Origin of the sequence: Solwaraspora sp. WMMB762 (assembly GCF_049179115.1) — a bacterium.
Classification (GTDB): domain Bacteria; phylum Actinomycetota; class Actinomycetes; order Mycobacteriales; family Micromonosporaceae; genus Micromonospora_E.
On the sequence record NZ_JBMHMD010000001.1, the window covers coordinates 345,794 to 369,376 of the forward strand.

The window sequence follows — 23,583 nt, forward strand, 5'->3', positions numbered from 1 at the left end:
CTCACTCGGCCTGCTCGGCCTCGTCCATCACCCGGTAGATGCGCTGCTCCGACACCGGGTACGGGGTACCCAACGCCTGGGCGAACACGATGACCCGCAGCTCCTCGATCATCCAGCGGATCCGCCGGGCGGCTTCGGTGTTGTGCCGGGCCGGCGGCAACCCGTCGAGCATCTGCTGGTACTCCCGGCGTACCGTGTCGATCCTGGCCTGCTGGTCGCGGTCCCGGCGCGGATTCTGCGGCAGCTTCTCCAACCGGCGTTCGATCGCGGTCAGATAGCGCGGCAGGTCCGCCAGCCGGGCGTACCCGGTGGCGGTCACGAACCCCGGGTAGACCAGGGCGGCGAGCTGCTCGCGGACGTCGCTGAGCGCGGCCACCAGCGCGAGATCGGTGGTACGGCCGAGCCGCTGCTGCACCGCGTACGCCGCCGCCAGCACCTGGCGTACCCGGGACACGATCTCGACCGTGACGTCGACCAGCCCGGCGCGGACCTGCTCGCGCAGCGCGGCGAAGCCGTCGGCGTCCCAGGCCGGGCCGCCCGCCTGCGTCATCAGCAGGTCCACGGCCGCCCCGGCGCAGTCGTCCAGCAGCTCGACGACGTTGCGGTACGGGTTGCGGCTCAACGCCAACTTGTCCTGGTTGGACAGCCGGCCGGAGACGAACTTCGCCGGGGACGGCAGGGTGAGCAGCAGCAGCCGCCGGCTGCCGGCCCACATCGACCGGTCCCGCACGGCGGCGCTGTCGAACACCCGGACCGCGACGCTGGCACCCTCGTCGACCAGACCCGGGTACGCGGTGACCCGGTAGCCGACCCGGTCCTGCTCGACGCTGCGCGGCAACGCGCCGATGGTCCACTCGCGCAGCCCGCGCCGCTCCACGTCCGGCGCGGCGGCCGCCACCACCTTGCGTACCTCGGTGGTCAGCTCACGGCGCAACGCGGCCAGGTCCTTCCCCTCGGCCAGCGGCTTGTCGTGCTCGTCGACCACCCGGAAGGTGACCCGCAGGTGCGGCGGCACCTTGGTCAGGTCCCAGGCGTCGTGCGGCACCACCACCCCGGTCAGCCGGCGCAGCTCCCGGCCCAGCGCGTCCAGCAGCGGTTCGGAGCCGGGCGTGATGGTGGCCAGCACCGCGCGGGCGAAGTCCGGCACCGGCACGAAGTTGCGGCGCAGCTGCTTCGGCAGCGACCGGATCAGGGCCACGACCAGCTCCTCCCGCACCCCGGGCACGTGCCAGTCGAAGCTGTCGTCGGACACCTGGTTGAGCATCGCCAGCGGCACGTCGACGGTCACCCCGTCGGTCCCGGCGCCGGGCTCGAACCGGTACGTCAACGGCAGGGCCATCCCGGCGGAGTGCCACTCGTCGGGGAAGTCCGCCGGGTCGATGCGGCCCTTGCCCTGGTTGACCAGCATGTCCCGGTCGAAGGTGAGCAGGTCGGGCCGGTCCCGGCGGGCCTTCTTCCACCAGGAGTCGAAGTGCCGGCCGGAGACCACCTCGGCGGGCAGCCGCTGGTCGTAGAACTCGAACAGGGTCTCGTCGTCGACCACGATGTCCCGGCGGCGGACCCGTTCCTCCAGCTCGCCGACCTCGTCGAGCAACGCCCGGTTGTCGTGGAAGAACCGGTGCGGGGTGTGCCAGTCGCCCTCGACCAGGGCGTGCCGGATGAACAGCTCCCGACTCAGCGCCGGATCGACCCGGCCGAAGGTCACCTTGCGGCCGGCGACCAGCGGTACGCCGTACAGGGTGACCTTCTCGTAGGCCATCACCGCCGCCTGTTTCTTCTCCCAGTGCGGCTCGCTGTACGAGCGTTTCACCAGGTGGCCGGCGAGCGCCTCGACCCACTCGGGTTCGATCCTGGCGACCGTACGGGCCCACAGCCGGGACGTCTCGACCAGTTCGGCGGCCATCACCCAGCGGGGCGGCTTGCGGGCCAGCGCCGAGCCGGGGAAGACCGCGAACTTGGCTCCCCGGGCGCCCAGGTACTCCGGCTTGGCCGGATCCTTCACCCCGACGTGCGACAGCAGACCGGCCAGCAGCGACTGGTGTACGGCGGTCGGCGCGGCCGGCTCACCGCCCCGGTCGACCGGTACGTTCATCGACCGCAGCACCTGCCGGATCTGGCTGTGGATGTCCTGCCACTCGCGGACCCGCAGGTAGTTGAGGAACTCGGCCCGGCACATCCGCCGGAACGCGCTGCCGGACCGTTCCCGCTGCTGCTCCCGCAGGTAGCGCCACAGGTTCAGCAGCGCGACGAAGTCGGATTCCGGATCGGCGAACCGGGCGTGTGCCTGGTCGGCCTGGGGTTTCTGCTCCGCCGGCCGCTCCCGGGGGTCCTGGATGGACAGCGCGGCGGCGATCACCGCGACCTCGTCGACGCAGCCGTTGCCCTCGGCCGCGAGGACCATCCGGCCCAGCCGGGGATCCACCGGCAGCTGCGCCAGCCGTCGGCCCACCTGGGTCAACCGGGGCGGCAGGCCCGGCGACGGTGGCTCGATCGCGCCCAGCTCGTGCAGCAGCGCGACGCCGTCGGTGATCTGCCGGCGGTCCGGCGGCTCGACGAACGGGAACGCGGCGATGTCGCCCAGCCCGATCGACGTCATCTGCAGGATCACCGAGGCCAGGTTGGTGCGCAGGATCTCCGGATCGGTGAACTCCGGCCTGGACTCGAAGTCGGCCTCGTCGTACAGCCGGATGCAGACACCGTCCGAGGTACGCCCGCAGCGGCCCTTACGCTGGTTGGCCGACGCCTGCGACACCGGCTCGATCGGCAGCCGCTGCACCTTGAGCCGGTTGCTGTAGCGGGAGATCCGCGCCGTACCCGGGTCGATGACGTACTTGATGCCCGGCACGGTCAGCGACGTCTCGGCGACGTTGGTCGCCAGCACCACCCGCCGGCCCGGATGCGACTGGAAGATCCGGTGCTGCTCGGCGGCGGACAACCGGGCGTACAGCGGCAGAATCTCGGTGTCGCGCAGCCGGGGCCGGTTGGCGACGAGCTTGCCCAACGCGTCGGCGGCGTCGCGGATCTCCCGCTCGCCGCTGAGGAAGACCAGGATGTCGCCGGGGCCTTCGCCGGCCAGCTCCTCGACGGCCGCGCCGATCCCGTCGACCTGGTCGAGCGTCACGGTGCCCGGGGTGGCGTCGGGGTCGTCCGGGTCGCCGGTCTCGCGCAGCAGCGGCCGGTAGCGCACCTCCACCGGATAGGTCCGCCCGGACACCTCGACCACCGGCACCGGTGGCCGGCCCGGCTCGCTGAAATGGTCGGCGAAGCGCTGCGGGTCGATCGTCGCCGACGTGATGACCACTTTCAGGTCGGGGCGGCGGGGCAGCAGCTGTTTGAGGTAGCCGAGGATGAAGTCGATGTTCAGGCTGCGCTCGTGCGCCTCGTCGATGATCAACGTGTCGTACTGGCGCAGCATCTTGTCGTGCTGCAACTCGGCCAGCAGAATGCCGTCGGTCATCAGCTTCACCAGGGTCTGGCCGCCGACCTGGTCGGTGAACCGGACCTTGTAGCCGACCACGTCACCGAGGGTGGTGCCGAGCTCGTCGGCAATCCGGTCGGCGACGGTACGGGCGGCCAGCCGACGCGGCTGAGTGTGCCCGATCAGCCCGCGCACCCCACGACCCAGCTCCAGGCAGATCTTCGGGATCTGGGTGGTCTTGCCCGAGCCGGTCTCGCCGGCCACGATCACCACCTGGTGGTCGCGGATCGCCGCCGCGATGTCGTCGGCGCGTTCGCTGACCGGCAGCCCGGCCGGGTAGCTGACCTGCGGCACCGCGTCCCGCCGCCGCTGCACCGCCTGCTGCGCCGACGCGATCGCGGTGGCGATTTCGTCCAGCGCCGCCTGCCGGGCCTGCGGATCGCGGACCTTGCGCACCCCGTCGAGGCGCCGGTGCAGCCGCCGTTCGTCACGAAGAGTCAGCTCGGGGAGGAGCTTCAGCAGTTCAGGGGCGGAGCGCGCGGCGGAGGGCGGGTTCATGGCGCTGACCACGATACCCGCCGCTGCGCGCCCGGTCGCCTGGGTTTCCAGCCACCTGCCCCTGGTTCCGGCCACCCCTGTCCCTGGTTCAGGCCACCGCGTTCAGCAGTTGCTCCAACGTCGCACGCGTCGGAAGCCGGGACAGCACGTGTCGCACACTGCGCTCGGCGTACCGCCGATCCTCGGGTTTCGGGTCGGCGGCGTCGCGGGCCGACGCCGCCTGCACCTGATCGAACACGTAGTTCGCGAGACTGGTCAGCGCGCCCCGGAAGCTTGCCAGCTCCAGCGCGGGCAGCCGGCCAGCCCGGTCCTGGTAGCCGGCAACCAGCGCCCGCGCGCCCGTGACGTTGATCCGACCGGCCGGGTCGACGGTCCAGTCCAGCAACGCGTTGGCCAACTCCCATGCCGGCGGCTGACCACCGGCATGCTCCCAACCGAGCACGACGAGTCGACCGTCGCGGTCGAGCCGGGTCTGTGCCGGTCCGAGCGTGTTGTGCGTCAGCACCGGCTCGGGCACTGGTTCGTCCCGGCCGATGCTGTCGAGGTCGACCAGGTCGGGCACCGCCGCCTGCAGTGCCGCAGGCCAACTGGTGTCACCGGCCTTGGCGTTGCTGGCGGTGGAGCTGTTGACCCTTGCCGCCAGGTCGGCCCAGCTGAGCTGGCTCAGTCGGGCGGCGTGCCACGGGCTGATCCGGTCCACCGGCAGTTCGAGCCCGTGGATCGCGGCCAGCACGCCGCCCACCGAGTGGGCGACGGCCGCGCTCACCGGTGGCGCGAGTGGCGGCCCGGCGGGCAGCTGCTCGTACGCCCGCCAACGGTGCCCACCGATCGACTCGATGATCTCACCGGTGCGGCTGCGTACCGGGGTCGGCAGCAGCACACCGGCCGCTGCGGCGGCCAGCTGCAGGGCGACGTCGGTGTCGGCGTCGACGATCGGCAGCCAGGTGTCCATCGTACGGACGGTGAAGCGTCCCCGGTCGGTGGTGATCGACCAGCGGCGGCCGATGTCGTCCGGGCGGGCCAGCGAGCGCATCGGGCCGACGACGGTGCCGAGGCCGAACCGGTCGGCGACCGCCCGGGCGAGGGACGGATCGGCCGTGTCGGCCCGCCCATGCATCCGGTCGACCTCGGCCTTGAGCTCCGGCCAGGTACGGAAGCCGTACTGACCGGCCAGCGTCGTCTGCGCGTCGGCCAGGGTCGCGGTCGGATCGACGTCACGCAGCCCGGCCAACAGTTCCTTGGCCTGCTGCCGCAGGTGGTGCAGGTGTGGGTTGTCGGGGAGCGTCTTCACGGGAACCTCGCTCTGCGACCCGGACTCGCACGGGCGGATTCAGAGCTGCGGTGTCCGTCGCTCGAACCTCGGACCTGGGGTGGCTTCGAACCTTCCGGCGAGTCTCGGCGCGATCCCCGACGCGCTGTCGGCCAGTGTAGCGGCCCACGCCAGCCGGTGCTGGGGAGCGTGGATCTGCCGGAGCGCAGGTAGCGTCGACGCCATGGCTTTTCCGGCCGTCCGCCTCACCGGCTGCTTTCCCGAGGCTCACGGGTTCGTGCTGCTCGACCCCGCACGCCTCGACCGGCACCTCGGTGCCGACAGTGCGGGCCGCGACCTGCTGGAGCTGCTCACCACCACAGATGCCGGTGACGCGGTCGTCCGGGCAGGCATCGCGATCCCGCTGATGGGTGTGGACGTCGGGTACTACACCGTACTGGTGCGGCACGTCGCGGATGCTGCGCCGTGGCCCGCACCTGCCCCCTCCTCGCCAGGCGGAGTCCTGGGTACGGAGACCGGCTCCCTGCTGCTCTGCGGCGTCGGTTACCTCACCCGCTGGACGCCGGGCCATCCGCGACACCGCCGCGTGAGCGTGCCACCGGGCTGGTACACCACCGACATCCGACGGTACGACCACGCGGAGGGCACCGACGACGCGGCGTACGAGTTCCTGCTGACTCCCACCCCGGCCTGACGGGTGTCACCGGGGTCCGCCACAGCGGATCCGGTGACACCCGTGTGCGTGCGCGGTCCGCTGCAGCCGCGTTCCAGCCAGCTGGACCGGGGGTCAGGTGACGAGCAGGCGAAGACCGAGCTCAGCGGCGTCGAGCGCGGCCAAATCACGGTTGCGGTCGGCCCACCGACCTGAGTCAAGGTCAGTACGCAGGTCGCGCACTGCCCGCTGCTCGACCTCGGGCCCGACCCTGCCCCAGACGGAGATCCCCCGACGGACCTGCTCGTCGAGGTATGCCTCGGGTCGGCGCCAGTAAGCCTCGAAGAAACCGTCGACACAGTCCCACGGAACGAGCACGGGTTCTGCGCGTGCCCCGATCGCGTCGGCCAGCTCGGTCATGGACGGCCGGCCGACGAGAGAGTCGGCGACCTCCGGCAGATAGTCGCGGGTCAGCCAGAAGCGATGCAGCCAGCCGGATTCGCTGGTGTCGTGGGTGAAGACCACCACCCGGCGGGCCACCCGTCGCATTTCACGCAGGCCGGCGATCGGGTCCGGCCAGTGATGGATGGTGGCGAACGCCATCGCCGCGTCGAAGGACTGGTCCGCGAACGGAAGGCGCTCGGCGGTTGCGGCCACGCAGGGTGCCGCACCTGCGGGACGCTGTGCCCGCATCAGCGCCGATGGCTCCACTGCGGTTACGGCCCGGTCGGTGGGCTCGTAGGAGCTGGTGCCGGCCCCGACGTTCAACACCGTCCGCGCTTCGCCGAGCGCAGCCCAGACTTGTGCGGCGATCCGTGGCTCGGTCCGCCGCGTAACGGTGTAACCGGCTCCGATGAAGTCGTACAGCTGCTTGCCGGACATACCAACGACCGTACCGCCGCGTGAACGCCCCGGGTATCCGTCTGGGACGCTTCAACAGCCGTCGTCATTGTCGTCGGCGTCGTCGTGTGGGTGGTCGGCCGGCATCAGGCCGGAGAGTTGCAGCACCGCCCGGACCCGTCGCGCCGAGCTCGGGTCCCACCGGTCCAGGATGGCGAGCGCCCGTAGCGACGGCCGGCACGGCGCGACCACCCCGCCGCACCGGTGGCACCCGCCGGTGGTCCGATTCGGAATATGCGTACGAGCCGTCTCGTTCGCCTGCCGGATCGCCGCCTCCAGCGCGGCGGAGCGTGGCTGAGCGCCGTTGAGCTGGAACGGCCAGTCGCGGTCCGGGTCGATCTGCCCAGGAGTCCGCTTCGGCAGCGGAGGCCGGTTCGGTGTCGGGTCGACATTGCGTGGCGTACCGATCGAGGTGTACCGGGCGAGTCGGGGTGTCCCGCCGATTCCGTCGTTCCTGGGCACTGTTCCTCCTACGTGGAGAGTGCGATTCGGGTGCCCCGGAGGGAACGCTTGCCGGTCATTCCCTCCGGGTCTGACTTCCACCCTGGACTATCCGTCGCCCGGCCAGGAAGATGTGTGGCGGTAATAGGGTCACTACTTCACCGGCGTGGGGGAACAGATGGCGAATGTGAATGAATTTCGGCATATCCTGCGGTTGCGGCGGACCGAGAAAGGACTGTCGCAGGACGCACTCGGCTCACAGGTGCACGTGACCGGATCGCAGATCGGCCACTACGAGACGGGGCGCTCACTGCCGCCCGACGACCTGGCGGTCAGCCTCGACCGGGTGCTCGGCACCGGCGACGAGCTGCGCCGGTTGGCCGAACAGGCACGCGGCGAGGCGGTCGCTCCGTGGATGCGCCCGTGGAAGCTGAACGAGTCCCGGGCGGTGCAGCTGCGCTGGTTCGAGCACTCGCTCATCCCGGGGCTGCTGCAGACCGAGGCGTACGCCCGGGAGGTCATCTCCGCCGGCACGCACACGGAGGTGCAGATCGAGGAGATGACCCGGGAGCGGCTGGAGCGGCAGACGGCGGCGCTGGAGCGGGCACACCCGCACCCGGTGCCGTTGACCGCGATCATCGGCGAGGCGGCGCTGCGGGTCGGTCCGTCGGCGCTGATGAAGGACCAGCTGGAGCATCTGGTCGACATCGGCCACCGGCAGACCGTGCACGTGCGCGTCCTGCCGTTCTCCGCCGGGCTGCATCCGGGACTGGCCGGGGCGTTCGTGTTGGCGACCCTGCCGGACGGCGCAACGGCGGCGTACATTGACGACCAGATGGCGGGGCGGGTCTGCGAGACCGCCGACAAGCTCCGGCATCTGGTGCTCGCCTGGGAGATGATCTGCGCGCGGGCACTGCCCTGTAACCAGTCCCGTGATCTGATCCTGAGAGTGATCGATGAGCATGAGCGAGCCGGTGTGGCGCACGTCCACCCGTAGCAGCAGCAACGGCGGTGCCTGTGTCGAGGTCGCCGACAACCTGCCCGGCCGGGTGCTGGTCCGGGACAGCAAGGACCGCGCCGGCGGGACGCTCACCTTCGCCCCGTCGGCCTGGTCCCGCTTCGTCGCCTCGACCAAGCATGCCGTTTAACTGATCTTGGCGGTGGTCGTGGCAGCGCGAGCCTGCGTCGAGTGGCCACGGTCGAGGGCACCCACATGGTTGTCTCCGGGCCGGTTTGACGACAATGACGGTTCCCTCGACTACGCGGATCAATGTCGCGAGGGTCGGGGCTGAGCCGGTCGACCCGAAAGGTCGTGACCTTGGGCCTGGTTGCCCGGGATCCCACCGGGAAAGGGTGGACGTGGGCGGGCCCGGGCGACCGGTCCGGGCCGCCGCCACAGGAGGTGGAACCCATGACCGAGCAGCGGTACGCGGGCAAGGTCGCGCTGGTCACCGGCGCCGGATCCGGCATCGGCCGGGCGGTGGCGCTGCGGCTGGCTGCAGAGGGAGCGACGGTGGTCGGCTGCGACGTCGACACCGATGGGCTGGACGGCACCGGCAAGCTGCTTGCCGCCGCCGGACACGCCGCCGACCTGGTCACCGCCGATGTGACCGTGCAGGCCGACATCGACGAACTGGTCACCCGGCTGCCCGGCGACCGGATCGACCTGCTCGCCAACGTCGCCGGCGTGATGGACTTCTTCCTGCCGGTGACCGAGCTCGACGACGCCACCTGGGACCGGGTGCTCGCGGTCAACCTGACCGGCCCGATGCGGCTGACCCGGGCCGTGCTTCCGCTGATGAAGGTGGCCGGCAAGGGGGCGATTGTCAACATCGCCTCGATCGGTGGGCTGACCGGTTCGGTCGCCGGGTCCGCGTACGTGGCGTCGAAGCACGGCCTGATCGGCCTGACCCGTTCGACGGCGTTCCTGTACGGCGCGGACGGCATCCGGACCAACGCTGTCTGCCCCGGCGGGGTGGAGACGAACATCGGCCGCAGCGCCCAACCGAAGGTCGAATGGGCGTACGAGCGACTGTCGAAGTCCTTCGCCGGTCACGTGACCCGGACCGCCGCACCGGACGAGATCGCGACCCTGGTCGCCTGGCTCGGCAGCGACGAGGCGGTCAACGTCAACGGCGCCGTCATCACCTCGGACGGCGGCTGGACCAGCTGACCCGCCACCGGAGAGGCAGCGCCCCACCGGACGGTTTCGCCGCAGCCGCCGGACGCGCTGCCGGGCCAGCGGGGCGCGGATGTCCGCCAGGTCAGCCGGACCCGCGCAACCGCTGGTACGCCCGGTCCAGCTCGGTCCGGGCGGGTGCGCCGCCGGACACCGGCTGCCAGAAGTCTGGGTCCGGCGGCGCTGTCACGTCGGCCCGCTTGCCGGCTGTGGTGTCGAAGCCGAGTCGCCAGGCGTGCAGATACGTGCGTACCCCGTTGGCGGCGGCGGCCCGGTCGAACAGCGGGTCACCGACGATCGGGTGGCCGATCCAGGCCAGGTGCACCCGGATCTGATGCCGCCGGCCGGTCAGCGGCGCGACGGCGAGCAGCCGGTGCGTGGCGTCGGCTGCCGCCGTACCGGATCCGGTGGTGCCCCCGTCGGACCCAGCGGTGACGGCGGTGATCCGGCTCTGCGACGGATAGCTCTTGACGTGGTCGAACTTGGCCCCGGCGGCGAGCGACCAGCGCGCGGTGGTGGCGTCGAAGCCGATGTCGGCTCGGTTGCCGGCGACCCGTACCCGGTTCTTGCGGCCCACGCTCAGCGGCAGGTCGACGACGCCGACGTCGGGCAGCGGCGCGCGAGCGGCATCGGCATCGGTGGCGGCGGCCGACACCACGGCCAGATAGACCTTCTCGACGGTACGGCGGTTGAACTGCCGGGTCAGGTCGCCGTGGTGGCGCAGCTGTTTGGCGAACAGGATCGCCCCGGAGGTGTTCTTGTCGATGCGGTGCACCGGGAAGACCGGCTCACCGGCCTCTTCGGCGAGGCGGGCCAGGTCGGTGCCGTGCCGTTCGCCCATCACCGACACACCGGGAGGTTTGTTCAGCACCAGGGCGGTGTCGTCCTCGAACAGGACGGCACCGGCGCGAAGTTCGGTCCACAGGTTCACCGGTGGCCGAGGATACGCCGCACGTGGCGGCGTACCCCCGGCGCACCCTGCGCTCGCATCAATAGGCGCTGCGCCGGACGGCTCAGCCGGCGGTGGACCAGATGGCGGTGAACGCGGCGGCCTCACCGGCCAGCCAGCGCTCCACCTGGTCGGGGCGGGAGGTGACGTCCGGGCGCCGGAAGGTGGTGCCGCGCCGCAGGTCGACCAGGACCGGCTCGGCGTGCGGCAGCACCTGGTCCATGTGTCGGGCCATCAGGTGCAGGGTCGCGGTGTACGCGTCGGGGCTGGGCGGCTGGTCGTCGAAGTGGATCCGGACCGCTTCGGCGTGCCCGTCGGCGTACCGCAGGCCGAAGTGTGGGTTGATCTTGACGGGGAGGTTGCCGACCATGCCGAGCGCGTCGTGGGTCTGCGCCAGCTCCACCTGGCTCAGGTCACCCAGCGACTCCAGGTAGCGCTGCGCGCCCGGGGTGAGGGTCGCGTACAGCGGCTGCCAGCGCTGGGCGACCTGCCCGACCACGGCGGCCAGGTGGCTGCCGCCGGTGCGGAACCGGATGTCGGCCTTGAGCGCCTTGACCAGCTGCCCGTGCGGGTTGAACCCGGAGCGGCTGACCCGCTGCCGGCGCAGCCCGCCGACGAAGGTCGCCTTGGCCGGCCCGGATTGCCCGACATAACGGGTGAAACCGAGCAGGGTCGCGTACGGGACGGGGGCGGGGTTGGTCGGTGCTGCGGTGGGGGTCGAAGCGGTGGCAGGAGGGGGTGCGATCACGGCGTTCCTTCCCAGGTCAGGAGCCGGATTAGTACACCCATTCTAATCGAGAAGTGACGCTGCGCCCAGTGTTTGATCACGCTGCGCCGACTGTCCTGCCCGTCGGTGGTCTGCTGGTCCGATCGACGGCGCCGAGGTCGTGTGCCGATCCGACGGCCGGGAACTGGCAACTCGATTGCGTGGTGCCGCCACGTGCGGAAGCATCGCCGGGCGACCTGAGGGGAGCGATCGTGGCACGGGTGTTCCTGCGACCTGACGACCTTCGTGACCTGGTGGCGGACCAGTTGGGCGCCGACCGCAGGCTTGTCGGCCTGGACCGACTGACCGGTGGCAGCAAGAAGGGCGTCTACCGGCTCCGGCTCGACGACCAGACGACAGCGATCCTCTACCTGTGGGCGGCCGGCGAGAACTACTGGCCCCCGGTGCCAGCCGTCCCAGACGATCCGTTCACCGACGCGTCGGGCGCCGAACTGTTCGCCGCCAACCACGCGGCCCTCACTGCCGTGGGCGTGCGAACACCACGGCTGCTGACGCTCGACCGCGACAGCCGTTATCTCCATGCTGACCTTGCGCTGGTCGAGGACCTCGGCGCGGTGACCCTCGAAGCTCTCATGGAACAGGACCCGGCCGTAGCCGCGACACCACTGTCCACACTTGGCGACGCCCTGCGTCGTATGCACACCACACTCGGCCCGCACTACGGCAAACTCTCTGCCATCGCCCGGGGCGAGGCACCGCAGGCCCGCAGCACCGAGGACATTGTCGCGGACCGAGCGCTGAGGCACCTCGACGCGGCAGCCGTCCGCGACACCCGGCTCGCTGACGCACGCGAACGGATCGCCGACCATGTCCGTCGCCTGCGTCAGGCGGTCACCGCGCGCGAGGAGTACGGGCTGGTACACGGCGAGCTCGGACCGGACCACGTGCTCGTCACACCCGCTGGCGAACCCGCCATGGTCGATATCGAGGGGTTGACGTACTTTGATGTGGAGTGGGAGCACGCATGGCTGCAGATGCGCTTCGGTGCGGCGTACCCGGCGTTGCGTCCAGTCGACCTCGACCTCCACCGGTTGGAGCTCTACCGGTATGCCCAGGTCCTGTCGCTGATCGAGGGACCGCTGCGGATCGCGGACACGGACTTCCCGAACCGCCAGTGGATGCTGGACCTGGCCGAGTGGAACATCACCAAGGCCCTCGCCGTGATCTGACAGCTGCCGCCGCCTCGCCCTTCGGTTGACAAGGTCGGCTAATGGTGTTAGCTTTTGGGCTATCTAAGCTAGCTTGCTGTCTGGAGGTTGCGATGACCGCGTACCTGTCCCTCGACGGCGGGCGCATCGCCTACGAGGTCACCGGCGACGGCCCACTCGTGGTCCTCGCGCCCGGCATGGGCGAGAGCCGCACGGCGTACCGGTTCGTCGTCCCGCAGCTGGTCGCGGCCGGCTACCGGGTCGCCGCCACCGACCTGCGGGGCACCGGCGAGTCCAGCATCGGCTGGCCGTCGTACTCCCGTACCGACATCGCCGGTGACCTGGTTGCGCTGATCCGGCACCTGGGCGGTCCGGCCGTGCTGGTCGGGCACTCGATCTCCGGCGGGGCGGCCACCATCGCCGCCGCCACCGCACCCGAGCTGATCACCGCCGTGGTCGAGCTCGCGCCGTTCACCCGCAAACAGTCGATCAGCCTCGGTGACCTGCGCGTCAAGCGGTACCGGCAGGGCATGAGCCGGCTGCTGGGCGCCGGCGTGTTCGGAAGCGTCAGGCAGTGGCTGCGCTACCTCGACGTCGCCTTTCCCGGGCAGCGGCCGGCCGACTGGGCCGAGCAGCTGGCTAGGACCGAGGCACGCCTGCGTGAGCCCGGCCGGATGAAGGTGCTGCAGAAGATGGGCCAGTCCAGCCCGGCCGACGCCGGTGCGCAACTGGGCAACGTCCGCTGCCGGGTACTGACCATCGAAGGGACGATCGACCCGGACTGGGCCGACCCGCGTGCCGAGGGCGAGGCGATCGTCGCGGCGCTGCCTGCCGGCCTGGGTACGGTGGCGATGATCGACGGAGCCGGCCACTACCCGCACACCCAGTTCCCCGACGAGGTGGTCGCACTGATGCTCCCGTTCCTGGCCGAGACGGCCGGTGCCGAGGGCCGGCCCTGACGGGTCTTCACCAGCCAGTGCCGGATGACAGTATCGACAGATGGACAGCTCGGCGACCCGGGGCAACATCCGTACCGTCGCCGGTCTCGCCGGTGTCGCGCTGGCGCTGGCTGTGGTCGTCAGCCTGGTGCCGCGCGACGAGCCGGAGCCGGCCGAGTCGTGGCGGCCACCCGCCGGTCACGTCATCGTGGACACCGTCGACCTTGGTGACGACCGCGCGTTGCGGCTCTGGGTGAAACCGGGCAGCTGGTACGTGCAGCGCCTGGCCGACGGCGAGCACGAGGCATTCATCGGCGCCGGGGGCGGGGGTGATCGGTTCACCGTCGCCGAGGTGTTCGAGGCGTACGTGGGGACGGTTCCCCTGCCGGACGCGCATGCGGTCCTGGTGCGGTCGTGGGGAGGCGTGGCCGTCCGCGCCGTGGTCCACGACGGGGTGTTCATCGTCGCGAATTCAGTGGCAGCGCCGGACGATCGGGAGTTGCTGGTGACCTCACTGGGCCCGGCCGACGCCGTTCTTGCCGCCGAGGCGTCCGTCCCGATCGCCGGGCGGGCCCGGTGAGGTCACCGTCATGATCACTTGACGTGCTGCAGGGCAGCTACCGGCGTGTCGGCCGAATTTTGCGCAAGTGATCACTCAGCTCTGGTCGCGGCGCGGCACGCCACGGCGCAGCACGGCTAACGTGTGTCCGTCCGGTCGGCCGTCGCCAGGTCGAGGAAGGCCGACCAGGCGGCCGGTGCGAAGGTCAGGGTGCCGCCGTCGCGGTCCTTGGTGTCCCGGACCAGCACCCGCCCGGGCAGGTTCTCGGCGACCTCCACGCAGCTTGTGCTGTCGCTGTGCGTGCTCTTGTGCCACCGGGGCGCGGTGCTTATGTCCATCTCTCAGCCGTCCTCATGATCAGATCTAGGCTCTGCGGGCCAGATAGAGCGTAGTCGCGGATGCTCTCCCAGGTGCGTTCAAGGCTGGTCGCGTCGTCCGGATTTTCGATCACCCGGCCCTGCAGGTACCCCTCCAGGTAGCCGACGGATCTGCCGTCCACGGTGGCGATGACGAACGGTCCGTCCAGCCCGGGGTACGCCCCGGCGTCGGCCGGCACCACCTGGACCCTGATGTTCGGCTGCTCGCAGGCGGCGACCACCGCCGTCAACTGTTCGTGCATCACGCACGGGTCGCCGACCCGCCGGTGCAGGACGCTCTCGTCAATGACCGCGACCAGCTGGCAGGAGTCGGGCTGCCGGTAGAGGATCTCCTTACGGCCGAGCCGGGTGGCCAACGCGACGTCCATCGCCTCGCCCCGCTCGCCGTACGCGAGCAGCACCGCCCGGGCGTACGCCTCGGTCTGCAGCAGTCCGGGCAGCGCGAGGGGCTGGAAGACCCGGATGAGCGTCGCCTTGCCCTCCTGCTCGATGAACGGCCGGTACCAGACCGGGGCGCGTTCACCGACGACGAATTCGCGATAGAATTTCACGAACGCGGTGCCGAATGCCCGGTCCACCGCGCCCAGATAGTCGGGCAGTGCGGGCCGTTCGCCGCGTTCTATCGAGCCGACGTGCGACGTCGAAAAGTGGATGCGCTCGCCCCACGCTTCCTGGGTGAGGCCGAGCATTTCGCGGACGCGCCGCAGCTCACCTACCAGATACTCGCTCCCGCTCACAATATCTTCACATCCCTCAATTTGCCGCGACTGGCCCATCTGATCTTGTGCCAGTCATCAGGCAGCTACGCTCGGTCGCCGACCATCTTCCGCTGGTCGGTCCGAACAGTCCAGGGTGGAAGCAAGTGAGGCCCGCTCAGGGCGACAATTCCACCCAGGAGGAACGGAAATGCGAAACGACGGCATCGGCGGAACGCCGCGCCTGGCCCGGTACACCTCGATCGGTACGCCGCCGCGCGGCCGACTGGCCGGGCCGAACCCGAACCGCTCGCCGTCGGTGCGCCGCAGCACGACCGAGTCGGTCGTGCTCCGGGCCCGCGACATCGTCACCACCCACCTGCCGAGCCGCGTCGGCGAATGCCGGGTGTGCGGCGCTGCGGCCATGTGCGAACCGTTCGCCAAGGCGATCGCGGTCCTGGACCGCTGGGATCCGGTCCGGGCCCGCCGGGTCAGGTCGGTGCTGGAGTACGCCGGCCTGTGGCCGGACACCCACCTGCCGGCGGCGGCGCGGGAAACCGACGACGACAGTCAGAGCTGACCGACGACGGACGGTCAGAGCTGACCGACGGCGGTGACGTGCAGCACCGCGCTGCCCGCCTCGTCCGAGGCGGCGAGGTCCACCTCGGCGCTGATCCCCCAGTCGTGGTCCTCGGCCGGGTCGGCGAAGATCTGCCGGACCAGCCAACGCTCCCGCTCCTGCGTGATCAGCAGCAGCGCCGGCCCCCGGGCGTCCGGCCCGGTGCCGATCTCGTCGTACTCGTCGAAGTACGGCTCCAGCGCGTCGGCCCAGGCGTCGGCGTCCCAGCCGGAGTCGGCGTCCAGCTCGCCGAGCTCGTCGTAGCGGCGCAACGCGGCCAGCTCCACCCGGCGGAACAGCGCGTTGCGGACCAGCACCCGGAACGCCCGCGGGTTGCCGGTGACCGCCGGTGGCCGGTCGTCGGCGACCACCGCGGCCTCGGGGTCGTCGGTCGGGTTGCGCAGCCGCTCCCATTCGTCGATCAGGCTGGAGTCGACCTGGCGGACCAGCTCACCCAGCCACTCGATGAGGTCGATCAGCTCCTCGGTCTTGGCGTCGTCGGGCACCGTCTGGCGCAGCGCCCGGTACGCGTCGGCCAGGTAACGCAGCACCAGACCTTCCGACCGGGACAGTCCGTAGAAGTTGACGTACTCGACGAAGGTCATCGCCCGCTCGTACAGGTCGCGGACCACCGACTTGGGCGCCAGCTCGTAGTCAGCCACCCACGGATGCCCCTGCCGGTACGTCTCGTACGCCATCTCCAGCAGCTCGGCCAGCGGCTTCGGGTGGGTGACCTCGTCGAGCAGTTCGAGGCGGGCCTCGTACTCGATGCCGTCGGCCTTCATCTGCGCGACCGCCTCGCCGCGCGCCTTGTGCTGCTGCGCGGAGAGGATCTGCCGGGGGTCGTCCAACGTCGCCTCGATGATCGACAGCACGTCGAGCGGGTAGGTCGGCGACTCCACGTCGAGCAGTTCGATCGCGGCCAGCGCGAACGGCGACAGCGGCTGGTTGAGCGCGAAGTCGAGCTGCAGGTCCACTGTGAGCCGGACCCGGCGACCCTCGGCGTCCGGCTCGGGCAACTGCTCGACCACCCCGCCGGCGCGCAGCGCCCGGTAGATGGCGATCGCCCGGCGGATGTGCCGGCGCTGCGCCGCCCGGTCCTCGTGGTTGTCGGTGAGCAGATGCCGCATCGCGGCGAACGCGTCGCCGGGTCGGCTGATCACGTTGAGCAGCATCGCGTGGCTGACCCGGAAGCTGGAGGTCAACGGCTCCGGCTCGGCCTCGACCAGCCGTTCGAAGGTCGGTTTGCCCCAGCCGATCGACCCCTCCGGCGGCTTCTTGCGGACCACCTTGCGCCGCTTCTTCGGGTCGTCGCCGGCCTTGGCGAGCGCCTTCTCGTTCTCGATGACGTGCTCCGGGGCCTGCACCACCACGGTGCCCAGGGTGTCGAACCCGGCCCGGCCGGCCCGCCCGGCGATCTGGTGGAACTCGCGGGCCTTGAGCAGCCGGGTGCGTACCCCGTCGTACTTGGACAGGCCGGTGAACAGCACCGTGCGGATCGGCACGTTGATCCCGACGCCGAGGGTGTCGGTGCCGCAGATGACCTTGAGCAGCCCGGCCTGGGCGAGGGTTTCCACCAGCCGACGGTACTTGGGCAGCATGCCGGCGTGGTGCACCCCGATGCCGTGGCGGACCAGCCGGGACAGGGTGCGCCCGAAGCCGGAGGAGAACCGGAAGTTGCCGATCGCCGCGGCGATCGCGTCCTTCTCCGCCCGGGTGCACACGTTGATGCTCATCAGCGCCTGGGCCCGTTCCAGCGCCGCCGCCTGGGTGAAGTGGACCACGTACACCGGGGCCTGGTGGGTGCTGAGCAGCTCTTCGAGGGTCTCGTGCAGCGGCGTCGTCGCGTAGGTGAACATCAGCGGCACCGGCCGCTGCGCCGAGGAGACCACGGCGGTGGCCCGCCCGGTCCGCCGGCTCAGGTCGTCGACGAACCGGGTCACGTCGCCGAGCGTCGCCGACATCAGCACGAACTGGGCCTGCGGCAGCTCGATCAGCGGCACCTGCCACGCCCAGCCCCGGTCCGGCTCGGCGTAGAAGTGGAACTCGTCCATCACCACCTGGCCGACGTCGGCGGCGGACCCGTCGCGCAACGCCAGGTTGGCCAGGATCTCGGCGGTGCAGCAGATGATCGGCGCGTCGGCGTTGACGCTGGCGTCACCGGTGAGCATCCCCACCTCGGACGCGCCGAAGATCTCGCAGAGCGCGAAGAACTTCTCCGACACCAGCGCCTTGATCGGCGCGGTGTAGAAGGTGACCCGGTCGTCGGCCAGGGCCGCGAAGTGCGCGCCGGTGGCGACCAGGCTCTTGCCGGAACCGGTCGGGGTGTTCAGGATGACGTTCGCCCCGGAGACGATCTCGATCAGCGCCTCGTCCTGGTGCGGGTACAGCTCCAGGCCCCGGCCGGCCGCCCAGCCGGCGAACGCCTCGTAGACGGCGTCCGGGTCCGCGCCGCGCGGCAGCAGGTCGGTCAGGGTCGGGGCGGTCTGTGTCATGTCTGTCCATCCTGCCTGTCGCCGCCGCCGGCCGCCAACGTGGGTGACCGTCGTCAGCCGACGGGCGTACCCATGACGCGTTCGAAGATCAGGTCCAGCGCCGGTCGTCCGGCGCGGACCCCGCGCCGTTCGAACTTCGTCTCCGGCCGGTACGCCGGCCGGGGCGCGTACCCGTCGTGCAGGTTGCGCAGCTGCGGGTCGGCGGTCAGGGTGGCCAGCATCGCCTCGGCGTACGGTGCCCAGTCGGTGGCGCAGTGCAGGCGCCCACCGGGCCGCAGCCGGGAGCGCAGCAGCGCCACGTGCTCGGGCCGGACCAGTCGGCGCTTGTGGTGGCGGGCCTTCGGCCACGGGTCGGGGAAGAACGCGTGCACCGCGTCCAGGCTGCGCTCGGGCAGGCAGCGGCGGGCCAGGTCGAGGGCGTCGCCGGTGGCGACTCGGACGTTGGTCAGCGCGTGCTGTTCGATCAGCGCCAGCAGGTTCGCGATGCCCGGGGTGTGCACCTCGACGGCCAGGTAGTCGCGGTCCCGGTCGGCCGCCGCCATCGTCGCGGTGGCGTCGCCCATGCCGAAGCCGATGTCGAGCACCACCGGCGCCGTACGACCGAACAACGCCGTCGGGTCCAGCGGCGCCGGCAGTTCGGCGACGACCGTCCGGTACGCGTCGGACAGCCGGTCGAGCGCGTCGTGGTGTCGACCGCTGAGCCGTCCCCGGCGCGGGTGGTAGGTGCGGATGCTCACGTGGCGACAGCCTATCTCCGACACCGAGCGTGTCCGGGGTGTCATCCAGGGCTGCGTGGTGAGAGGATCCCGGCAGCGTCGCGGAGAGGATGGTGACCGATGTCCGTACGCCGTTCACTGGCCACCGCAGGGCTCGGCGTGACCCTCGCGGTCGTCGCCGGGCTGCTCGGCGCGGCCCCGGCCCGGGCCGCCGACGTGTTCGTCGATCTCAATCCGAGCACGGTGGAGTCCGGTTACCTGGTGGGCATCCGGGCCAGCTGTACCGACAACACCGCGCCGGCCACCGTCGAGTCGGACGCGTTCGGCACGGTCGAGGTGCGTCCGCAGTTCGACGAGCTCACCGCGGCGGTGACCGTGCCGGCCGAGACCGAAGCCGGCAGCTACCGGGTGCGGTTGACCTGCCCGGACGACCGCTCTGCGGCCACCACGCTGTACGTGCTGGATCCGACCCGGCCCAGCCGTGGCCCGGCCACCGGATTCGGCGGCACCGCCGGTGACGACGGTGCCGACGGCCTGCTGACCGGGGTCGGTGTGGTCGCGCTGGGCGCCGGTGCGCTGCTCGGCGTACTGACTCTGCGTCGGCGCCGGTCGGCCTGACCGGGCGCGCGGCAGGGGAGGGGACGGGCCGTGGCGAAGGGCGGTGGCCGGGGCTGGACCGGGCCGGCCGCGATCGTGCTGGTGCTGGTCGGGCTCTTCGCGATCGGGTCCGGCGGCGACGGCAACTGGCGGGACATCCTGGCCGGCGGCAACAATCCGCCGCCCCGGGAGTTCCCGGTGCTGGATCCGAGCCGGCCGATCCGGATCGCCGTCCCGTCGCTCGACATCCGCGCCCCGGTGCACTCGGTCGGGCTCGCCGACGACGGGTCGATCGCCGTACCGGCGCTGCACCGGCACAACCAGGCCGGCTGGTACGACGGGGGGCCTACGCCCGGCCAGTTCGGGCCGGCGATCATCGTCGGGCATGCCGACACCCGGGACGGGCCGTCGGTCTTCCACGATCTGGCCGACATCGAGCCGGGGGCGACCGTCGAGGTGACCCGCCGGGACCGGGTGGTGGCCGTCTTCGAGGTCAACTCGGTCGAGCACTTCGGTAAGGACGAACTGCCAGTTGAGCAGGTGTACGGCGACTACGCCCGGCCCGGCCTGCGGCTGATCACCTGCGGTGGCGAGTGGCTCGGCAACGGCATCGGGTACGCGGACAACATCGTGGTGTTCGCCTCCCTGGTGCAGACCAGGGACAGCTGAGGCGTCAGCGGGGCCTGTGACGGCTGCCCGCGGGTCGGCCGGTGAACCGTTGCCGGGCGGACGCCGTACCTCTGGTCGTGCCCGCTGCGGTCCCACTCCGGGGCGGCCCGTGCGGACGAGCCTCCACCACCGCCGGCCGCCCCGGAGTGTCCCGCCATCCGGAAGGCGGAAAGATAGCCAGCACACCCAGCAGCACCGAGGAGGATTCATGAGCCAGACGGCGCAGATCGGGGTCACCGGTCTGGGGGTGATGGGCCGTAACCTGGCCCGTAACCTCGCGCGGCACGGCCATGTGGTGGCGGTCCACAACCGGTCGGTCGGCCGGACCAAGGAGATGATGGCCGAGTTCGGCCACGAGGGCACCTTCCTGCCAGCGGAGAGCCCCGCCGATTTCGTAGCGTCGTTGGAACGGCCCCGCCGCGTGGTGATCATGGTCAACGCGGGTGCCGCCACCGACGCGGTGATCAACGAGTTCGCGCCCCTGCTGGAGCCGGACGACATGATCATCGACGGTGGCAACGCCCACTTCCTGGACACCCGCCGGCGGGAGGCGGAGCTGCGGGAACGCGGCCTGCACTTCGTCGGCACCGGTGTCTCCGGCGGCGAGGAGGGCGCCCTGCACGGGCCGAGCATCATGCCCGGTGGTTCGGCCGAGTCGTACGCCGCGCTCGGCCCGCTGCTGGAGGACATCTCGGCCAAGGTCGACGGCACGCCGTGCTGCGTGCGGATCGGCCCGGACGGCGCCGGCCACTTCGTCAAGATGGTCCACAACGGCATCGAGTACGCCGACATGCAGCTGATCGGTGAGGCGTACGACCTGCTGCGCCGCGCCGGCGGGCTCACCCCGGCGCAGATCGCCGACGTGTTCCGCAGCTGGAACTCCGGTCGGCTCTCCTCGTACCTGATCGAGATCACCGCCGAGGTGCTCGGCCACAACGACGCCGTCACCGGCAAGCCGTTCGTCGACGTCGTGCTGGACCAGGCCGGCCAGAAGGGCACCGGCCGGTGGACCGTGCAGGGTGCCCTCGACCTCGGGGTGCCGGTGAGCGGTATCTCCGAGGCGGTCTTCGCCCGGTCGCTGTCCGGCCACGCCGACATCCGGGCCGCCGCCGCCGACCTGCCGGGCCCGGTGGAGAGCTGGGCCGGGTCGGCCGACGAGCTGATCGCCGACGTCGAGCAGGCGCTGTACGCGTCGAAGATCGTCGCGTACGCGCAGGGCTTCCACCAGATCCAGGCCGGCAGCGCCGAGTACGACTGGAACATCGATCTGGGCGCGGTGGCCCGGATCTGGCGCGGCGGCTGCATCATCCGGGCCGCGTTCCTGGACAAGATCCGGGCGGCCTACGACGCGGCGCCGCAGCTGCCGACGCTGCTGACCGACGGGTACTTCGCCGAGGCGCTGGCCGGGGCCCAGCTGGGCTGGCGTCGGGTGGTGGCGACCGCCGCGCAGATCGGGGTGCCGGCTCCCGGGTTCGCCTCCGCGCTGGCCTACTACGACGGGCTGCGCGCGCCCCGGCTGCCGGCCGCCCTGATCCAGGGGCAGCGGGACTTCTTCGGCGCGCACACCTACCGCCGGGTCGACGCCGAGGGCAGCTTCCACGTGCTGTGGGCCGACGACCGCAGCCAGGTCGAGTCTCGCTGACCCGACCCGGCCGACTGACCCGGTCCGGCCATACGGTCGCCGTGGCTGGCGTACCCCGTCAGCCACGGCGACCGGCAGCGGTGACCCGGAGTCGGCGAGCCGGCAGTGGCGGCTCAGTCCAGGTCGACGACGACCGGGGCGTGATCGGACGGGGTCGGGCCCTTGCGGGCGTCGCGGTCCACGTAGGCCGCCCGGACCCGCCGGTTGACGGTGCCGCTGGCGTAGACAAGGTCGATCCGCATGCCCATGTTCTTCGGGAACATCCCGGCCCGGTAGTCCCAGTAGGTGTACGGGTGCGGGCCCTTCATCGGCTGCGGCACCACGTCGACCAGGCCGAGGGCGAGCAGGTCGGCCAGCGCGGCCCGTTCGGCCGGGGTGACGTGGGTGGAGCCGGCGAAGACCGTCGGGTCCCACACGTCGGCGTCGGTGGGCGCGACGTTGAAGTCGCCGCAGACCAGCAGATCGGTGGCGGCCTCCGCGGCGAGCGCGCGGCGCAGCCCGGCCAGCCAGTCCAGCTTGTACGTGTAGTGCGCCGAGTCGGGGCTGCGCCCGTTCGGCACGTACACCGACCAGACCCGGACCCCGGCGCAGGTCGCTGCGACGGATCTGGCCTCCGGCAGCGGAAAGCCGGGCTCGGCGTCGAACCCGGTCCGCACGTCGTCGAGCCCGACCCGGGACAGCACCGCCACGCCGTTCCAGCGTCCGTTGCCGTGCGCCGCCACCGCGTAGCCGAGGTCACCGACCTCGGCGGTCGGGAAGGCGGCAGCCGTGCACTTGGTCTCCTGCAGACACACCACGTCCGGGCCGGTGTCGGCCAGCCAGCCGAGCAGCCGGTTCAGCCGGGCCTTGACCGAGTTGACGTTCCAGGTGGCGATCCGCACCCGGCCAGCGTGCCACAGTGTCGACCGGCTGCACCGGACCGGGCGGGTCACCCGGGGCGGCCCGCCTCTGGGCCGGTCAGCCGGGCAGGTCCCCGGGCCGGGTCTGCTCGGCGAGGAAGCGCTCCAGCTCCGCGCCGAGCTCGTCTGCGGTCGGCAGCGGGCCGCTGGACTCGGCGAGCAGATTGGTGCCGGACCGACCCCGGGTGAAGCTGTCGTACTGCTCCTCCAGCGCACTGACCAGGGATCCGGCCTCTTCGGTCTGGGCGACCTGCCGGTCGATGTCCTCCCGGACCGCCTCGGCGGCGCTGTGCAGCTGCTCGGTGGGCAGCAGCAGACCGGTGGTCCGGGAGACGGAGTTGAGCAGTAGCTCGGCGGCGGCCGGGTACTCGGCCTGGGCCACGTAGTGCGGGACGTGCACGGCGAAGCCGACCGCGTCGTGGCCCTGCTGACCGAGGCGGTACTCCAGCAGGTGCCCGGCGCTGCCCGGCACCTGGACCCGCTGCAGCCAGGGTTCGTAGCCGCTGATCAGCTCGCGACGGCTGGCGTGCGCGGTGACCCCGGTCGGCCGGGTGTGCGGCACCGCCATCGGGATGGCGTTCAGCCCGATCGTGGTGCCGACGTTGAACCGGCGGTTCACCGCGATCGCCGCAGCGGTGAACCGTTCCCACTGCAGGTCGGGCTCGGGGCCACCGAGCAGCAGGAACGGCGTGCCGGCGTCGTCACGCATCAGGTGGACTTCGAGCCGGGGCTCCTCGTAGTGCTCCCAGTGGTCCTCGACGAAGAGCATCACCGGCCGGCGGGACCGGTAGTCGAGCAGCTGGTCGATGTCGAAGGTCGCCACGACCTCGTGCTCGAGGGAGGCGAGCAGGTGTTCACGGGCGAGTCGGGTCGCGTTGCCGGCGTCGACGAAACCCGTCATCGCCTGGATCAGCACCGGCTGACCGAGCTCGGGCACCTCGTCGACGACGTCGTAGAGCTCGTGTGGGTCGAGCACCGGGCGCAACCTCCTCAGAACGGTACGGCGGGTACGGCATCTCCAATTGCGGCAACGCTAGTCCCATGCCGGCGCATTCCGGTTTCCGGGCGTCGATCC

Annotated in this window: 22 protein-coding genes and 1 pseudogene; 11 read left to right on the top strand and 12 right to left on the bottom strand. The window is 71.2% G+C overall.

The window, feature by feature from the left end; translation table 11 throughout:
• Position 1 precedes the first annotated feature (1 nt).
• Both hrpA and ACN27J_RS01590 read right to left on the bottom strand, forming a co-directional pair.
• On the bottom strand, positions 2-3,976 hold the full coding sequence (gene hrpA, locus ACN27J_RS01585) for an ATP-dependent RNA helicase HrpA (RefSeq protein ID WP_421362717.1): 3,975 nt from the start codon (positions 3,974-3,976) through the stop codon (positions 2-4).
• A gap of 88 nt (positions 3,977-4,064) precedes the next feature.
• The gene (locus tag ACN27J_RS01590; protein ID WP_421362719.1) at positions 4,065-5,267 is read right to left on the bottom strand and encodes an aminoglycoside phosphotransferase family protein; all 1,203 of its coding nucleotides are present in this window, start codon (positions 5,265-5,267) and stop codon (positions 4,065-4,067) included.
• Positions 5,268-5,469: 202 nt separating this feature from the next.
• Between ACN27J_RS01590 and ACN27J_RS01595 the strand changes: the two genes are divergently transcribed.
• Complete coding sequence (locus ACN27J_RS01595; RefSeq protein WP_421362723.1) at positions 5,470-5,940, top strand: hypothetical protein; 471 nt, start codon at positions 5,470-5,472, stop codon at positions 5,938-5,940.
• 93 nt (positions 5,941-6,033) lie between these two features.
• Here ACN27J_RS01595 and ACN27J_RS01600 read toward each other — a convergent pair.
• Both ACN27J_RS01600 and ACN27J_RS01605 read right to left on the bottom strand, forming a co-directional pair.
• Positions 6,034-6,774, bottom strand: a pseudogene (locus tag ACN27J_RS01600) (class I SAM-dependent methyltransferase); the annotation flags it as partial.
• Positions 6,775-6,831: 57 nt separating this feature from the next.
• Complete coding sequence (locus ACN27J_RS01605; protein WP_421362724.1) at positions 6,832-7,260, bottom strand: hypothetical protein; 429 nt, start codon at positions 7,258-7,260, stop codon at positions 6,832-6,834.
• Between the two features lie 166 nt (positions 7,261-7,426).
• On the opposite strand from ACN27J_RS01605, the gene ACN27J_RS01610 reads away from it, so the two are divergent.
• The 3 genes from ACN27J_RS01610 (at position 7,427) to ACN27J_RS01620 (ending at position 9,412) form a co-directional block, all read left to right on the top strand.
• Positions 7,427-8,236, top strand: coding sequence for a helix-turn-helix domain-containing protein (locus tag ACN27J_RS01610; protein ID WP_421362727.1), 810 nt, complete (start codon positions 7,427-7,429; stop codon positions 8,234-8,236).
• Positions 8,196-8,387 carry a DUF397 domain-containing protein gene (locus ACN27J_RS01615; protein WP_421362729.1) on the top strand — a complete coding sequence of 64 codons (192 nt, stop codon included), beginning with the start codon at positions 8,196-8,198 and terminating at the stop codon, positions 8,385-8,387. Before ACN27J_RS01610 ends, ACN27J_RS01615 begins: the two co-directional genes overlap by 41 nt.
• A 263-nt stretch (positions 8,388-8,650) precedes the next feature.
• A complete protein-coding gene (locus ACN27J_RS01620) occupies positions 8,651-9,412 on the top strand; it encodes an SDR family oxidoreductase (protein ID WP_421362731.1) in 762 nt (253 codons plus the stop codon).
• Positions 9,413-9,503: 91 nt separating this feature from the next.
• Here ACN27J_RS01620 and ACN27J_RS01625 read toward each other — a convergent pair whose 3' ends face one another.
• The gene (locus tag ACN27J_RS01625; RefSeq protein WP_421362734.1) at positions 9,504-10,349 is read right to left on the bottom strand and encodes an RluA family pseudouridine synthase; all 846 of its coding nucleotides are present in this window, start codon (positions 10,347-10,349) and stop codon (positions 9,504-9,506) included.
• An 82-nt stretch (positions 10,350-10,431) separates the two neighbouring features.
• A complete protein-coding gene (locus ACN27J_RS01630) occupies positions 10,432-11,112 on the bottom strand; it encodes a hypothetical protein (protein ID WP_421372071.1) in 681 nt (226 codons plus the stop codon).
• Positions 11,113-11,345: 233 nt separating this feature from the next.
• Here ACN27J_RS01630 and ACN27J_RS01635 point away from each other — a divergent pair, with 233 nt between their 5' ends.
• From ACN27J_RS01635 to ACN27J_RS01645, 3 genes are all read left to right on the top strand, one after another.
• Complete coding sequence (locus ACN27J_RS01635) at positions 11,346-12,323, top strand: phosphotransferase family protein (RefSeq protein ID WP_421362736.1); 978 nt, start codon at positions 11,346-11,348, stop codon at positions 12,321-12,323.
• A gap of 92 nt (positions 12,324-12,415) precedes the next feature.
• The gene (locus tag ACN27J_RS01640; RefSeq protein WP_421362739.1) at positions 12,416-13,261 is read left to right on the top strand and encodes an alpha/beta fold hydrolase; all 846 of its coding nucleotides are present in this window, start codon (positions 12,416-12,418) and stop codon (positions 13,259-13,261) included.
• Positions 13,262-13,301: 40 nt separating this feature from the next.
• Positions 13,302-13,820, top strand: a complete 519-nt coding sequence (locus ACN27J_RS01645; protein ID WP_421362740.1) for a hypothetical protein — start codon at positions 13,302-13,304, stop codon at positions 13,818-13,820.
• Positions 13,821-13,936: 116 nt separating this feature from the next.
• On the opposite strand, the gene ACN27J_RS01650 is transcribed toward ACN27J_RS01645, so the two are convergent.
• Positions 13,937-14,137, bottom strand: coding sequence for a DUF397 domain-containing protein (locus ACN27J_RS01650; protein ID WP_416595341.1), 201 nt, complete (start codon positions 14,135-14,137; stop codon positions 13,937-13,939).
• Positions 14,128-14,913, bottom strand: coding sequence for a helix-turn-helix domain-containing protein (locus ACN27J_RS01655; protein WP_416595342.1), 786 nt, complete (start codon positions 14,911-14,913; stop codon positions 14,128-14,130). Before ACN27J_RS01655 ends, ACN27J_RS01650 begins: the two co-directional genes overlap by 10 nt.
• Before the next feature lie 169 nt (positions 14,914-15,082).
• Here ACN27J_RS01655 and ACN27J_RS01660 point away from each other — a divergent pair, with 169 nt between their 5' ends.
• Positions 15,083-15,451 carry a hypothetical protein gene (locus ACN27J_RS01660; protein WP_421362743.1) on the top strand — a complete coding sequence of 123 codons (369 nt, stop codon included), beginning with the start codon at positions 15,083-15,085 and terminating at the stop codon, positions 15,449-15,451.
• Between the two features lie 14 nt (positions 15,452-15,465).
• On the opposite strand, the gene ACN27J_RS01665 is transcribed toward ACN27J_RS01660, so the two are convergent.
• Entirely contained in the window at positions 15,466-17,985 is a 2,520-nt protein-coding gene (locus tag ACN27J_RS01665; RefSeq protein ID WP_416595344.1) for a DEAD/DEAH box helicase, read from the bottom strand.
• Between the two features lie 53 nt (positions 17,986-18,038).
• On the bottom strand, positions 18,039-18,722 hold the full coding sequence (gene trmB / locus ACN27J_RS01670) for a tRNA (guanosine(46)-N7)-methyltransferase TrmB (protein WP_421362746.1): 684 nt from the start codon (positions 18,720-18,722) through the stop codon (positions 18,039-18,041).
• Positions 18,723-18,821: 99 nt separating this feature from the next.
• Here trmB and ACN27J_RS01675 point away from each other — a divergent pair, with 99 nt between their 5' ends.
• The 3 genes from ACN27J_RS01675 to gndA all read left to right on the top strand — a co-directional run bounded on the left by ACN27J_RS01675 (position 18,822) and on the right by gndA (position 21,609).
• Entirely contained in the window at positions 18,822-19,319 is a 498-nt protein-coding gene (locus ACN27J_RS01675) for a hypothetical protein (protein ID WP_421362749.1), read from the top strand.
• Positions 19,320-19,349: 30 nt separating this feature from the next.
• On the top strand, positions 19,350-19,967 hold the full coding sequence (locus ACN27J_RS01680; RefSeq protein ID WP_421362751.1) for a class F sortase: 618 nt from the start codon (positions 19,350-19,352) through the stop codon (positions 19,965-19,967).
• Between the two features lie 208 nt (positions 19,968-20,175).
• Complete coding sequence (gene gndA, locus ACN27J_RS01685; RefSeq protein WP_421362753.1) at positions 20,176-21,609, top strand: NADP-dependent phosphogluconate dehydrogenase; 1,434 nt, start codon at positions 20,176-20,178, stop codon at positions 21,607-21,609.
• Between the two features lie 113 nt (positions 21,610-21,722).
• Here gndA and ACN27J_RS01690 read toward each other — a convergent pair whose 3' ends face one another.
• On the bottom strand, positions 21,723-22,490 hold the full coding sequence (locus ACN27J_RS01690; RefSeq protein WP_421362755.1) for an exodeoxyribonuclease III: 768 nt from the start codon (positions 22,488-22,490) through the stop codon (positions 21,723-21,725).
• 76 nt (positions 22,491-22,566) lie between these two features.
• Complete coding sequence (locus ACN27J_RS01695; RefSeq protein ID WP_416595350.1) at positions 22,567-23,484, bottom strand: proteasome assembly chaperone family protein; 918 nt, start codon at positions 23,482-23,484, stop codon at positions 22,567-22,569.
• Positions 23,485-23,583: the final 99 nt, after the last annotated feature.

What these genes read in the sequence shown, in the direction of transcription:
- hrpA (WP_421362717.1), bottom strand. Translation starts at nt 3,976, where the DNA reads ATGAACCCGCCCTCCGCCGCGCGCTCCGCCCCTGAACTGCTGAAGCTC.
- gndA (WP_421362753.1), top strand. Translation starts at nt 20,176, where the DNA reads ATGAGCCAGACGGCGCAGATCGGGGTCACCGGTCTGGGGGTGATGGGC.
- ACN27J_RS01645 (WP_421362740.1), top strand. Translation starts at nt 13,302, where the DNA reads ATGGACAGCTCGGCGACCCGGGGCAACATCCGTACCGTCGCCGGTCTC.
- ACN27J_RS01595 (WP_421362723.1), top strand. Translation starts at nt 5,470, where the DNA reads ATGGCTTTTCCGGCCGTCCGCCTCACCGGCTGCTTTCCCGAGGCTCAC.
- ACN27J_RS01665 (WP_416595344.1), bottom strand. Translation starts at nt 17,985, where the DNA reads ATGACACAGACCGCCCCGACCCTGACCGACCTGCTGCCGCGCGGCGCG.
- ACN27J_RS01650 (WP_416595341.1), bottom strand. Translation starts at nt 14,137, where the DNA reads ATGGACATAAGCACCGCGCCCCGGTGGCACAAGAGCACGCACAGCGAC.
- ACN27J_RS01615 (WP_421362729.1), top strand. Translation starts at nt 8,196, where the DNA reads ATGAGCATGAGCGAGCCGGTGTGGCGCACGTCCACCCGTAGCAGCAGC.
- ACN27J_RS01640 (WP_421362739.1), top strand. Translation starts at nt 12,416, where the DNA reads ATGACCGCGTACCTGTCCCTCGACGGCGGGCGCATCGCCTACGAGGTC.
- ACN27J_RS01660 (WP_421362743.1), top strand. Translation starts at nt 15,083, where the DNA reads ATGCGAAACGACGGCATCGGCGGAACGCCGCGCCTGGCCCGGTACACC.
- ACN27J_RS01620 (WP_421362731.1), top strand. Translation starts at nt 8,651, where the DNA reads ATGACCGAGCAGCGGTACGCGGGCAAGGTCGCGCTGGTCACCGGCGCC.
- ACN27J_RS01675 (WP_421362749.1), top strand. Translation starts at nt 18,822, where the DNA reads ATGTCCGTACGCCGTTCACTGGCCACCGCAGGGCTCGGCGTGACCCTC.